The following is a 12,282-nucleotide window of genomic DNA, read 5'->3' on the forward strand; positions in this document are numbered from 1 at the left end:
CCCCGCAGACCTCTAGAGCGCGCACCCCTGGCTGTCGACCTGCTGGTTGGCGGCACGGCCCTGCGTGATGTCGTCGCGGATCTCGTCCGCCGTCAGCGCGTAGCCGGTGTCCGGGTCGTCGAGCGACTTCGCGAACACGACCCCGTACACCTTGCCCTCGGGGGTCAGCAGCGGGCCGCCGGAGTTGCCCTGGCGGACCGTGGTGTAGAGGGAGTACACATCGCGGCGGACCGTGCCCCGGTGGTAGATGTCGGGGCCGTTGGCGTCGATGCGGGCCCGCACGCGCGCGGAGCGTACGTCGTACGCGCCGTTCTCCGGGAAGCCCGCGACGATGGCGCTGTCGCCCGTCTCCGCGTCGCTCTCGGTGTCCGCGAACCGCAGCGGCTTCACGTCGAGGTCCGGGACGTCGAGTACGGCGATGTCGCGCCGCCAGTCGTACAGGACGACCTTGGCGTCGTACAGGCGTCCCTGGCCGCCGATCTGGACGGTCGGCTCGTCGACGCCGCCGACGACGTGGGCGTTGGTCATCACCCGGCGGTCGGAGAACACGAACCCGGTGCCTTCGAGGACCTTGCCGCAGCTCGGAGCCGTGCCTACGACCTTCACGATGGACTGCTTGGCGCGCGCGGCGACGGGGCTGCCGACGAGCGCCGGGTCGGGGGCCCTGACCTCGGTGATCGGTTCGTTCGCGAACGGGCTGAAGACCTGCGGGAAGCCGTTCTGCGCGAGGACCGACGAGAAGTCCGTGAACCAGGTGGACGCCTGGGGCGGCATCACCCGGGAGACGCCCAGCAGCACCGAGGAGCTGCGCACCTCCTTGCCGAGCGTGGGTAGCGAGGTGCCCGCCAGGGCGGACCCGATCAGCCAGGCGACCAGGAGCATCGCCACCACGTTGACCAGGGCGCCGCCGGTCGCGTCCAGGGCCCGCGCGGGCGACCACGTGATGTGGCGGCGGAGTTTGTTGCCCAGATGGGTGGTGAAGGCCTGTCCGATCGACGCGCACACGATCACGATGACGACCGCGACGACGGCCGCGGTGGAGGACACCTCCGAACCGTCCGTCATCTGGTCCCACAGGACCGGCAGCAGATAGACGGCGACGAGACCGCCGCCCAGGAACCCGATCACCGACAGAATGCCGACGACGAACCCCTGGCGGTAGCCGATGACCGCGAACCACACGGCGCCGGCCAGCAGCAGGATGTCCAGCACGTTCACCGTCTATAGCCTCGCAGATTCGTCACCGGGCCCCTACGTCTCCGTGATCCGGGCAGGGCCGGAGCGGCGGAACACGGAAGTCAGCCTGTCATGCGCGCCAGTCGAGCGGCACCTGCCTGGCTCTGTCCCACGGGCGCTCCCAGCCCGCGAAGTGCAGGATCCGGTCGATCACCCCGGCCGTGAACCCCCAGACGAGCGCCGATTCGACCAGGAATGCCGGACCCCGGTGGCCGCTGGGATGGACGGCCGTCGCCCGGTTGGCCGGGTCCGTGAGATCCGCCACGGGGACCGTGAAGACCCGCGCCGTCTCACCGGGGTCGACGACACCGACCGGGCTGGGCGTACGCCACCAGCCGAGGACGGGCGTCACCACGAAGCTGCTCACCGGGATGTAGAGCCGGGGCAGCACGCCGAAGATCTGCACCCCGCGCGGATCGAGGCCGGTCTCCTCCTCGGCCTCCCGCAGAGCGGCCCTCAGCGGCCCGGTCGTCGCCTGGTCGCCGTCCTCCGGGTCGAGCGAGCCGCCGGGGAACGACGGCTGTCCCGGGTGGGAACGCAGGCTCCCGGCCCGTTCCATCAGAAGGAGTTCGGGTCCGCGGGCACCCTCGCCGAACAGGACGAGCACGGCGGACTGACGCCCCGCGCCGCTCTCGGGCGGCAGGAAGCGGCTGAGCTGCTGCGGCCGCACGGTCCGCGCGGCGCTCACCACCGGATCGAGCCATTCCGGCAGCCCGTCGGCCGATACGGTGACTGACACGCCGCCACCGTCCGCGTCGGCGGTCACGACATCCGTACGGCTGCCGCGCGCACCGCCGTACTCCGCGCCGCCGCACTGCCCCGCCCCACGGCGCTGCGCGTCAGCGCGTTCCGGGCCGCTGTACTGCTGCTCGCCATGCTGCTCCGTGCCGGATTCATGCGTCTTCATGGGCACCCCTCCGTCTCACAACGCCTGTCGACCCGCGATTCGTTCCGCAGAGCGGTCCGCGTCAGTCGGTGCCCAGCGGAGGCGCCGGGCTGCCCGGGTAGTCCGCCGGCGGGTTCAGCCGCTGGCCCGGCCGGCCGCCCATCTCGTACTTCAGGAGTGTGCGGGCCTTCTCCGGGTCCGTCTCGCCCTCACCGTACGAAGGGCACAGCGGGGCGATCGGGCAGGCGCCGCAGGCGGGCTTGCGGGAGTGGCAGACACGGCGGCCGTGGAAGATGACGCGGTGCGAGAGCATGGTCCACTCGCTCTTGGGGAAGATCGCCGCGACCTCCGCCTCGACCTTCTCGGGGTCCTCCTGCTCGGTCCACTTCCACCGCCGGACCAACCGCCCGAAGTGGGTGTCCACGGTGATTCCGGGGACTCCGAAGGCATTGCCGAGCACGACGTTGGCGGTCTTGCGGCCGACGCCCGGAAGCTTGACGAGGTCCGCGAGCCGCCCCGGCACCTCGCCGCCGAAGTCGTCCCGGAGCGCGGCGGACAGGCCGAGCAGCGACTTCGCCTTGGCCCGGAAGAAGCCGGTCGGCCGGATGAGCTCTTCCAGCTCCTCGGGGACGGCGGCGGCCATGTCCTCGGGGGTGGGACAGGCGGCGAAGAGGGCGGGCGTCGTCTGGTTGACCCTCAGGTCGGTGGTCTGGGCGGAGAGAACCGTGGCCACGAGCAGTTCGAACGGATTCCGGAAGTCCAGCTCCGGGTGGGCGTACGGGTAGACCTCGGCGAGCTCGCGGTTGATCCGGCGGGCGCGGCGGACCATGGCCAGGTGCGACTCCGGCCGCCCCGGCTTCTTCTTCGGCGCACCGGCCGCTTCGTCACCGTCCCGCTTCGCTCTCCTGGCCGATCCGGAGCCGACGGTCCCGGCGGAGCGGCTCTTCGCCGATGCGGACCGGCTTTCCGCCGTTTTCTTCAGCTTCTTCCCGTTGCTCGCACCCTGTTCGCCCACAGCGGAATCACGGCCCTCCGACACTCCATCAGCCCCCTTGGCCTGCGCTCTCACCGGCATTCTGGACACCCGGCCAGCCTAGAGCCCGCCACTGACATCCGCCCCGGTCACCATTGATCCACCCCCAATCAGCCCCCTGCCGTACCCCTCGGGACGCACGTGCGTCAAACTGGTTTGTGATTGATCGCACTGTTTTACCGTCCGGCATGATGGGGACCACGGTTCCCTGAACAGGCCGACAAGGAGAGAACTCGTGGACGACGTTCTGCGGCGCGCCCCGCTTTTCGCGGCGCTCGATGACGAACAGGCCGCGGAGCTCCGCGCCTCGATGAGTGAGGTGACCCTCGCGCGCGGCGACGCGCTGTTCCACGAGGGTGACCCGGGCGACCGCCTCTATGTGGTCACCGAGGGCAAGGTGAAACTCCACCGCACCTCCCCCGACGGCCGCGAGAACATGCTGGCGGTCCTCGGCCCCGGCGAGCTGATCGGCGAGCTCTCGCTCTTCGACCCGGGCCCCCGCACCGCCACCGCCACCGCGCTCACCGAGGTCAAGCTCCTCGGCCTCGGCCACGGCGACCTGCAGCCCTGGCTCAACGCGCGCCCCGAGGTGGCCACGGCCCTCCTGCGCGCCGTCGCCCGGCGCCTGCGCAAGACCAACGACCAGATGTCCGACCTGGTCTTCTCCGACGTCCCCGGCCGTGTCGCCCGCGCCCTCCTGGACCTGTCGCGCCGCTTCGGCGTCCAGTCCGAGGAGGGCATCCACGTGGTGCACGACCTGACGCAGGAGGAGCTGGCCCAGCTGGTCGGCGCCTCCCGCGAGACGGTCAACAAGGCCCTCGCCGACTTCGCCGGCCGCGGCTGGCTGCGCCTGGAGGCCCGTGCGGTGATCCTCCTGGACGTGGAGCGGCTCGCCAAGCGCTCGCGCTGACCCACCGTCGTACGCAATGCGTGAGGGGGCCCCGCCGGGTATCGGCGGGGCCCCCTCACGCATGTGCCGTCAGATCAGCCCGTGCTCGGCCAGGTACTCCAGCTGCGCCCGCACCGACAGCTCGGCCGCCGGCCACAGCGAACGGTCCACGTCGGCGTAGACATGGGCCACCACCTCGGACGAGGTCCGGTAGCCGGATTCAACGGCCGTCTCCACCTGGGCCAGCCGGTGCGCGCGGTGGGCCAGATAGAACTCGACCGCGCCCTGCGCGTCGTCCAGCACCGGGCCGTGCCCCGGCAGCACCGTGTGCACCCCGTCGTCGACGGTCAGCGAGCGCAGCCGCCGCAGCGAGTCGAGGTAGTCCCCCAGCCGCCCGTCCGGGTGCGCCACCAGCGTCGTCCCGCGTCCGAGGATCGTGTCCCCGGTCAGCACCGCCCGGTCGGCCGGCAGGTGGAACGACAGCGAGTCCGCCGTGTGGCCCGGCGTCGGCACCACGTACATCTCCAGGCCGCCGGTCGTGATCACGTCACCCGTGCCGAGGCCCTCGTCGCCGAGCCGCATCTGCGGGTCGAGCGCCCGCACCTTCGTCCGCGTCAGCTCCGCGAACCGCGCCGCACCCTCCGCGTGGTCCGGGTGGCCGTGGGTGAGGAGCGTCAGCGCGATCCGGCGGCCCGCCCGCTCGGCGGTATCGATGACGGCCCGCAGATGCGCATCGTCCAGCGGACCCGGATCGATGACCACCGCCAGGTCCGAGTCGGGCTCGGCGACAATCCACGTGTTGGTGCCGTCCAGCGTCATCGCCGAGGGGTTGGGCGCCAGGACGTTGACCGTACGGGACGTGGCGGGACCGGACAGCACACCGCCGCGAGGCTGTCCGGGCAGTGCCGCGGCGTCGCTCATGCCGCACCGCCTGCCGCGTCGTCCGATTTCTGCCCGCGGGGCGTTTCGCCCGGGCCGGCCGTGGAAATGTGCTTGGTGAACTCCTCGTGTCCCGGCCAGCTCAGCACCAGCTCGCCACCGTCCAGACGGGCCTCAGCGAGTACGGGGGTCAGGTCCTGGTCCGCGGCCGCCTCCAGCGCCTGCGCGGCGGTGCCGTACGGCCGGAGTGTCCGCAGCGTCGCCACGGTCGGGGGCATCATCAGCAGCTCGCCCCGGTCGTATCCGTCGGCCGCGTCGCCCGGAGTGATCCACACCGTGCGGTCGGCCTCCGTCGAGGCGTTCCGGGTGCGCTGGCCCGTGGGGAGCGCGGCGACGAAGAACCACGTGTCGTAGCGGCGCGGCTCGAACTCGGGCGTGATCCAGCGCGCCCACGCGCCGAGCAGGTCCGAGCGCAGCACCAGCCCGCGCCGCTCAAGGAACGCGGCGAATGACAGTTCCCGCGCGACCAGCGCCGCGCGGTCGGCCTCCCAGTCGTCGCCCGTGGTGTCGGTGACGACGGTGTCCGGCGTCGGCCCGGCGAGCAGGACCCCCGCCTCCTCGTACGTCTCGCGGACGGCCGCGCAGACGATCGCCTGCGCCTCGGCCGGCGAACCGACGCCCAGCCGGTGCGCCCAGATCTCCAGCGCGGGCCCGGCCCAGCCGACGAGCCGGTCGTCGTCGCGCGGGTCGACGCCGCCGCCCGGATACGCGTACGCCCCTCCGGCGAAGGCCATCGAGGTGCGCCGGCGCAGCATGTGGACGGCGGGCGCGCCCCCGGTGCCGGTGGCGTCGTCCCGGAGCAGCATCACGGTGGCGGCCCGCCGGGGCATGGCGGCCGTCAGCTCGCCTGCGGCGAGGGCCCTGATCCGGCCGGGCCATTCCGGGGGGTACCACTGACCATTGGACATGGCCGGAGGCTATCCGGAACCGCGACGATGTTCGAGGGGCCTCCGGCCCGTACCTGCCCCGTACACACGTGATCCCGCCCGGTCGTCATGACCGGGCGGGACCAGGGATTGAGGCGGGACGGATCAGACTCCGGTCAGCTCGACCTGGATCTCGACCTCGACCGGTGCGTCCAGCGGCAGCACGGCGACGCCCACGGCGCTGCGGGCGTGCACACCCTTGTCCCCGAGGACCTCGCCCAGCAGCTCGCTCGCGCCGTTGACCACGCCGGGCTGGCCGGTGAAGTCGGTGGCCGACGCGACGAAGCCGACGACCTTCACGACCCGTGCGATCCGGTCCAGGTCGCCCGCGACCGACTTCACGGCGGCGAGGGCGTTCAGCGCGCAGGTCTTGGCCAGCTCCTTGGCCTCGTCGGCCGTGACCTCGGCGCCGACCTTGCCGGTCACGGCGAGCTTGCCGTCCACCATGGGCAGCTGGCCGGACGTGTACACGTACACCCCGGACTGCACGGCCGGCTGGTACGAGGCCAGCGGCGGTACGACGGCCGGCAGCGGCAGGCCCAGCTCGGCGAGCTTCGCCTCGACGGCGCCCGCCACTACGGCTTCTCCCGCTTCAGGTACGCCACGAGCTGCTCGGGGTTGTTCGGGCCGGGAACGACCTGGACCAGCTCCCAGCCGTCCTCGCCCCAGGTGTCCAGAATCTGCTTGGTCGCGTGCACGAGAAGGGGCACGGTCGCGTATTCCCACTTGGTCATGGCCCGACTGTAATGCCTGCACGATCCCGGGCACGCGCAGCCTCGTGCGTAGCCTGCGGTGTGACTGGTTAGGCTCGAATACGTGAGCAGGTTCCAGGTCGTCAGCGGCAAGGGCGGTACCGGTAAGACCACGGTCGCCGCCGCCCTCGCGCTCGCCCTCGCGGCCGAGGGCAGGCGCACCCTTCTCGTGGAGGTCGAGGGCAGACAGGGCATCGCCCAGCTCTTCGAGGCGGATTCCCTCCCCTACGAGGAGCGCAGGATCGCCGTCGCCCCGGGCGGCGGCGAGGTATACGCACTCGCGATCGACGCGGAGCTGGCGCTCCTCGACTACCTCCAGATGTTCTACAAGCTCGGCAGCGCGGGCCGGGCGCTCAAGAAGCTCGGCGCGATCGACTTCGCCACCACGATCGCGCCCGGCGTGCGGGACGTCCTGCTGACGGGCAAGGCCTGCGAGGCCGTCCGCCGCAAGGACCGGCAGAACCGGTTCGTCTACGACTACGTGATCATGGACGCCCCGCCGACCGGCCGCATCACGCGCTTCCTCAATGTGAACGACGAGGTGGCGGGGCTCGCCCGGATCGGCCCGATACACAATCAGGCGCAGGCCGTGATGCGGGTGCTGAAGTCCCCGGAGACCGCGGTGCACCTGGTGACCCTGCTGGAGGAGATGCCGGTCCAGGAGACCGCGGACGGCATCGGCGAACTGCGCGCCGCCGAACTGCCGGTGGGCCGGGTCATCGTGAACATGGTGCGGCCGCAGCTGCTGGACGGGGAAGCGCTGCGTGCCGCCTCGGGTGGCCGGCGCAAGGAGATCGCCAAGACGCTGACGCGGGCGGGCGTGACCGGCTCGGCGGGGCTCGTACGCCCCCTGGTCGAACAGGCCGCCGAACACACCCAGCGGGTCGCCCTGGAGCGCGAGCAGCGCACCGTACTGACCGGCCTCGGCCTGCCTGGTTACGAGCTTCCGCTGCTCGGCGAGGGGGTGGACCGGGCCGGGCTCGACGAGTTGGCGGCCGCGCTCCGCGAACAGGGCGCGGGACAAGGGGAGTCCGGACGAGGGGCGGGTTCATGACAGCGCGTACGAAGGCGGGGGCGGACGGTGGTACGCGTGCAGAAGCCGTGCCCGCCCTGGACACCGACGCCCTGATCGACGACCCGGACATCCGGATCATCGTCTGCTGCGGTTCCGGTGGCGTCGGCAAGACGACGACCGCGGCGGCGCTCGGGGTGCGGGCCGCGGAACGCGGGCGCAAGGTCGTCGTCCTCACCATCGACCCGGCCCGCCGGCTCGCCCAGTCCATGGGCATCGACTCGCTGGACAACGTCCCGCGCCGGGTGAAGGGCATCGAGGGCGACGGCGAGCTGCACGCCATGATGCTCGACATGAAGCGGACCTTCGACGAGATCGTCGAGGCGCACGCCGACGCCGAACGGGCCCGCGCGATTCTGGAGAACCCCTTCTACCAGTCCCTGTCGGCCGGATTCGCGGGCACGCAGGAGTACATGGCGATGGAGAAGCTCGGCCAGCTCCGGGCGCGCGAGGAGTGGGACCTGATCGTCGTCGACACCCCGCCGTCGCGGTCCGCGCTGGACTTCCTCGACGCCCCTAAGCGTTTGGGCTCGTTCCTGGACGGGAAGTTCATCAAGCTCCTGATGGCCCCGGCGAAGATGGGCGGCCGCGCGGGGATGAAGTTCCTCAACGTGGGCATGTCGATGATGACCGGGACGCTGGGCAAGCTGCTCGGCGGTCAGTTCCTGCGGGACGTACAGACCTTCGTCGCCGCGATGGACACCATGTTCGGCGGGTTCCGTACCCGGGCCGATGCCACGTACAAACTGCTTCAGGCGCCCGGCACGGCCTTTCTCGTCGTCGCGACGCCGGAGCGGGACGCGCTGCGCGAAGCGGCGTACTTCGTGGAACGCCTGGCCGCTGAGAACATGCCCCTGGCGGGGCTGGTGCTCAACCGGGTCCACGGCAGTGAGGCCGCCCGGCTCTCCGCCGAGCAGGCCATGACCGCCGCGGAAAACCTGGAAGCAGAAAATCTTGAAAACGGCGGCATTGTGGATCAGGCGGCCGGGAAGGCTGGACTTCGTGAGCCCGCCGACTCCCCCGCGGCCGGGCACGCACCCACCACGGACGCCACCGGAACCGCCCCTCCCGAAGCCGAGGCGGCACGTCGGCCCGTCACAACCGAAGAGCTGACCGCCGGCCTGCTCCGTCTGCATGCCGAGCGGATGCAGATGGTCGCGCGCGAGCAGGACACCCGCGACCGCTTCACCGCGCGGCATCCCGAAGTGGCCGTGACGGCCGTGGCCGCGCTGCCCGGAGACGTCCATGACCTCTCGGGCCTGCGCACCATCGGGGACCGGCTCGCGACCGGTTCCGCACCGGCCGGAGCTGCCTAGCCCCTCGTACTTCGTAAGCCGTACGACGTACGTACGCGCCGCCGGTCTATCCCACGGCGGCGAACGTCTCGTGCAGCTCGTCGTCCTCCAGCCCGATCGCCACGGGCAGGATGCCCGAGGACCGCTCGTACTCGCTGCGGGCGGTCTCCAGCAGCCGGCGCCAAGACGTCACCGTCGGCCGTCTGCGCAGCAGTGCGCGGCGCTCCCGCTCGGTCATCCCGCCCCACACGCCGAATTCGACGCGGTTGTCCAGCGCGTCGGCCAGGCACTCGGTCCGCACCGGGCATCCGGTGCACACCGCCTTGGCCCTGTTCTGCGCTGCCCCTTGTACGAACAGTTCATCCGGATCGGTAGTGCGGCAGGCTGCCTGCGCACTCCAGTCGGTTACCCAGCCCATCCCGGCGCCGTCCTCTCCCGAATCGAGGCTCCCCCACGGCGGCAGCGGCATATTCACCGCTGCCAGTTGAGGACGTTACGGAAGGTGGCGACAGCACAACACCCCCTTCGGGCCCAATCTTGAATGGCCCGAACGGACTATGCGTATGCGGCAGATCACCCAGGGGAGTGAGGTGAGGACATACGGGACCATACCGTCGATACCGGGACAGTCCACCAGAACCACAACGGACGTCCGGTGACATACGGGGCGATTTCGGGAGCGCCGCGCGGGTGGCCGGATCGTGCACGGGGGTTGATACGGAACCGGACTGCTGTGACAGTTGAGAGCAGCTTAGGCCAAGGCATATCCCTGTGTCCGGCGAATGGGAACGCAGCCGTCCCGCGTTGCCATGCCACCAGGTCCGGCCGTCGAGCCGGGGCGTACACGCCGCCGCTGAATGTCACGGTCCGGTACGGGAACGCTCCGAGAGCCACCCGGTCCTACGGAACGCTCATATCTACGGATTAGGCTGCCCCCATGCCAAAGAAGCGCTCGGGCGGGGGTCTCACGACGACCCAGCAGGCCGCCAAGTTCCTCGGTGTCGCCGCACTCTCCGGAGTGGTCCTGGCGGGCATCGCGCTGCCGGCCGCCGGAGCACTGGGTCTCGCCGCCAAGGGAACGGTCGACGGGTTCGACGAGATCCCGGCCAATCTGAAGACTCCGCCACTCAGCCAGCGCACCAAGATCCTGGACAACAAGGGCAGCCTGATCGCCACGGTCTACTCGCGCGACCGCACGGTGGTGCCACTGACGAGCATCTCCCCGTACATGCAGAACGCGATCATCGCGATCGAGGACGCCCGCTTCTACGAGCACGGCGCGGTCGACCTCAAGGGCATCCTGCGCGCGATGAACCGCAACGTTCAGGCGGGCGGCACCGCGGAGGGCGCGTCGACCCTCACCCAGCAGTACGTGAAGAACGTCTTCGTCGAGGAGGCGGGCGACGACCCGGCCAAGGTCGCCGAGGCCACCCAGCAGACGCTGGGCCGCAAGGTCCAGGAACTGAAGTACGCGATCCAGGTCGAGGAAGAACTCGGCAAGAAGAAGATCCTGGAGAACTACCTCAACATCACCTTCTTCGGGCAGCAGGCGTACGGCGTCGAGGCGGCGTCCCAGCGCTACTTCTCCAAGTCGGCGAAGGACCTGAAGCTTGAGGAGGCGGCGCTGCTGGCCGGCATCGTGCAGTCGCCCAGCCGCTACGACCCCATCAACGACAAGGAGGAAGCGACCAAGCGCCGCAACACCGTGCTCCAGCGGATGGCGGACATCGGCAAGGTCTCGCAGGAGCAGGCGGACAAGGCCAAGAACACCCCGATCAAGCTGAAGGTCAAGCGACCGCGGAACGGCTGCATCACCGCCGTCAGCGGCGCCGGGTTCTTCTGCGACTACGTCTCGAAGATCGTCAAGACCGACCCGGCCTTCGGCAAGACCGAGAAGGAGCGCGCCAAGCTCTGGGCGACCGGCGGTCTGACCATCAAGACGACCCTGGACCCGAGGTCGCAGGCCGCGTCCAACGAGGCCGCGGTCTCCCGGGTCAACAAGGACGACAAGGTCGCGGACGCGGTCGTCCAGGTCCAGCCCGGCACCGGCCGCATCCTGGCGATGGCCCAGTCCCGGCCGTACGGCCTCGACGGGTCCAAGCACCAGACCATGCTGAACCTCTCCGTCGACCACGCGATGGGCGGCAGCTACGCCGGCTTCCAGGTGGGATCGACCTTCAAGCCGATCACCGCGGCAGCGGCCCTGGAGAAGGGCATCAGCCCGGCGCAGAGCTTCGACACCCCTTCCTCGATAACTCTCCCCGCCGACGCCTACCGCACCTGCGAAGGCGCCCCCGCCGATGACAAGGCGTGGAACGTGGAGAACGAGACGGAGGCCGAGAAGGGCATGTTCGACATGACCAGCGCGCTGGGCAAGTCGATCAACACCTACTTCGCCAAGCTGCAGGAGAAGGCCGGCCTCTGCGAGACGCTCGCGATGGCCAAGAAGGTCGGCTACAACCGCGGCGACAACAAGCCGCTGCTCCAGATCCCCACCACCACCCTCGGCAGCCAGGAGTCGACACCGCTGGCCATGGCGTCGGTGTACGCGACCTTCGCCAACCGCGGCACGTACTGCACCCCGATCGCGCTCCTCTCGGTCACCAAGCCGGACGGCAAGCCGATCGACGTACCGAAGTCGCAGTGCAACCGCGCCATGAGCGAGCACACGGCCGACACGATCAACCAGATGCTCAAGGGTGTCGTGGCGGACGGAACCGGCGCGCAGGCCGGCCTCAGCGACCGGGACAACGCGGGCAAGACCGGTACCACCGACGAGCGCAAGAACGTCTGGTTCGTCGGTTACACGCCGAACCTGTCCACGGCGGTATGGGTCGGCAGCGACGGCGCCCACCAGAACAAGATGACCGACATCGTCATCGGCGGCCAGTACTACGACAAGGTCTGCGGCGGCTGCCTGCCCGGCCCGATCTGGAAGACGGCGATGACCGGCTCCCTCAGCTCCTCCGAGACACCGTCCTTCAACCCGGTCGACGTACCGCGGGCGAAGCCGAAGGACGACAAGGACAAGAAGAAGGACCGGGACAAGAAGAAGCCGGGCGACAACAAGCCCGGCGACGACAACCCGTTCCCCGGCGTCACCATCCCGCCGGACATCCTCGGCGGGAACAACGGCCACGGCCGCGGTCAGAACAACGGCACGAACGGCCCCTGAGCGGTCGTCACACGTACGAGGGCGGGGCGCTCCCGAGTGATCGGGGGCGCCCCGCCCTCGTGTGTACGGGGCAGAGCCC

The 12,282-nt window shown here is 70.4% G+C and carries 12 protein-coding genes; 4 read left to right on the forward strand and 8 right to left on the reverse strand.

The genetic code is table 11. The features are described 5' to 3' along the window. Window positions 1–12 precede the first annotated feature (12 nt). The 3 genes from OG242_RS14350 to nth form a co-directional block, all read right to left on the reverse strand. Window positions 13–1,218, reverse strand: a complete 1,206-nt coding sequence (locus tag OG242_RS14350) for a MarP family serine protease (protein WP_405898547.1) — start codon at window positions 1,216–1,218, stop codon at window positions 13–15. An 88-nt stretch (window positions 1,219–1,306) separates the two neighbouring features. After that, window positions 1,307–2,143 carry an NUDIX hydrolase gene (locus OG242_RS14355; RefSeq protein ID WP_405898548.1) on the reverse strand — a complete coding sequence of 279 codons (837 nt, stop codon included), beginning with the start codon at window positions 2,141–2,143 and terminating at the stop codon, window positions 1,307–1,309. Window positions 2,144–2,204: 61 nt separating this feature from the next. Next, window positions 2,205–3,137: an endonuclease III gene (gene nth / locus OG242_RS14360; RefSeq protein WP_405898549.1), complete on the reverse strand. Its 933-nt coding sequence runs from the start codon at window positions 3,135–3,137 to the stop codon at window positions 2,205–2,207. A gap of 253 nt (window positions 3,138–3,390) precedes the next feature. On the opposite strand from nth, the gene OG242_RS14365 reads away from it, so the two are divergent. Beyond that, on the forward strand, window positions 3,391–4,065 hold the full coding sequence (locus OG242_RS14365; RefSeq protein ID WP_014046869.1) for a Crp/Fnr family transcriptional regulator: 675 nt from the start codon (window positions 3,391–3,393) through the stop codon (window positions 4,063–4,065). A gap of 69 nt (window positions 4,066–4,134) precedes the next feature. Here the strand turns inward: OG242_RS14365 and OG242_RS14370 are convergent, their stop codons facing one another. The 4 genes from OG242_RS14370 to OG242_RS14385 form a co-directional block, all read right to left on the reverse strand. Further along, window positions 4,135–4,965 carry an MBL fold metallo-hydrolase gene (locus tag OG242_RS14370; RefSeq protein WP_405898550.1) on the reverse strand — a complete coding sequence of 277 codons (831 nt, stop codon included), beginning with the start codon at window positions 4,963–4,965 and terminating at the stop codon, window positions 4,135–4,137. Next, a complete protein-coding gene (locus OG242_RS14375) occupies window positions 4,962–5,891 on the reverse strand; it encodes an NUDIX hydrolase (protein WP_405898551.1) in 930 nt (309 codons plus the stop codon). The genes OG242_RS14370 and OG242_RS14375 overlap by 4 nt, the downstream gene beginning before the upstream one ends. Before the next feature lie 123 nt (window positions 5,892–6,014). Then, window positions 6,015–6,485, reverse strand: coding sequence for a RidA family protein (locus OG242_RS14380; protein WP_405898552.1), 471 nt, complete (start codon window positions 6,483–6,485; stop codon window positions 6,015–6,017). After that, entirely contained in the window at window positions 6,485–6,643 is a 159-nt protein-coding gene (locus OG242_RS14385) for a DUF4177 domain-containing protein (RefSeq protein WP_019992579.1), read from the reverse strand. Before OG242_RS14385 ends, OG242_RS14380 begins: the two co-directional genes overlap by 1 nt. Before the next feature lie 82 nt (window positions 6,644–6,725). Between OG242_RS14385 and OG242_RS14390 the strand changes: the two genes are divergently transcribed. Both OG242_RS14390 and OG242_RS14395 read left to right on the forward strand, forming a co-directional pair. Then, window positions 6,726–7,715 carry an ArsA-related P-loop ATPase gene (locus tag OG242_RS14390; RefSeq protein WP_405898553.1) on the forward strand — a complete coding sequence of 330 codons (990 nt, stop codon included), beginning with the start codon at window positions 6,726–6,728 and terminating at the stop codon, window positions 7,713–7,715. Then, entirely contained in the window at window positions 7,712–9,049 is a 1,338-nt protein-coding gene (locus tag OG242_RS14395; protein ID WP_405898554.1) for an ArsA family ATPase, read from the forward strand. The genes OG242_RS14390 and OG242_RS14395 overlap by 4 nt, the downstream gene beginning before the upstream one ends. Before the next feature lie 46 nt (window positions 9,050–9,095). Here the strand turns inward: OG242_RS14395 and OG242_RS14400 are convergent, their stop codons facing one another. Next, the gene (locus tag OG242_RS14400) at window positions 9,096–9,446 is read right to left on the reverse strand and encodes a WhiB family transcriptional regulator (protein WP_018520371.1); all 351 of its coding nucleotides are present in this window, start codon (window positions 9,444–9,446) and stop codon (window positions 9,096–9,098) included. A 519-nt stretch (window positions 9,447–9,965) separates the two neighbouring features. On the opposite strand from OG242_RS14400, the gene OG242_RS14405 reads away from it, so the two are divergent. Next, window positions 9,966–12,203 (forward strand): transglycosylase domain-containing protein, encoded by a 2,238-nt coding sequence (locus OG242_RS14405; protein WP_405898555.1) that lies wholly within the window; start codon window positions 9,966–9,968, stop codon window positions 12,201–12,203. Window positions 12,204–12,282 lie beyond the last annotated feature (79 nt).

Origin of the sequence: Streptomyces sp. NBC_00727, from assembly GCF_045161745.1 — a bacterium.
In the GTDB taxonomy this organism is placed as follows: Bacteria; Actinomycetota; Actinomycetes; order Streptomycetales; family Streptomycetaceae; genus Streptomyces.

Bases quoted from the DNA above. Each gene is read 5' to 3' on its own strand.
- OG242_RS14370 (WP_405898550.1), bottom strand. From the start codon at position 4,965: ATGAGCGACGCCGCGGCACTGCCCGGACAGCCTCGCGGCGGTGTGCTG.
- OG242_RS14395 (WP_405898554.1), top strand. From the start codon at position 7,712: ATGACAGCGCGTACGAAGGCGGGGGCGGACGGTGGTACGCGTGCAGAA.
- OG242_RS14405 (WP_405898555.1), top strand. From the start codon at position 9,966: ATGCCAAAGAAGCGCTCGGGCGGGGGTCTCACGACGACCCAGCAGGCC.
- OG242_RS14375 (WP_405898551.1), bottom strand. From the start codon at position 5,891: ATGTCCAATGGTCAGTGGTACCCCCCGGAATGGCCCGGCCGGATCAGG.
- OG242_RS14355 (WP_405898548.1), bottom strand. From the start codon at position 2,143: ATGAAGACGCATGAATCCGGCACGGAGCAGCATGGCGAGCAGCAGTAC.
- OG242_RS14400 (WP_018520371.1), bottom strand. From the start codon at position 9,446: ATGGGCTGGGTAACCGACTGGAGTGCGCAGGCAGCCTGCCGCACTACC.
- OG242_RS14385 (WP_019992579.1), bottom strand. From the start codon at position 6,643: ATGACCAAGTGGGAATACGCGACCGTGCCCCTTCTCGTGCACGCGACC.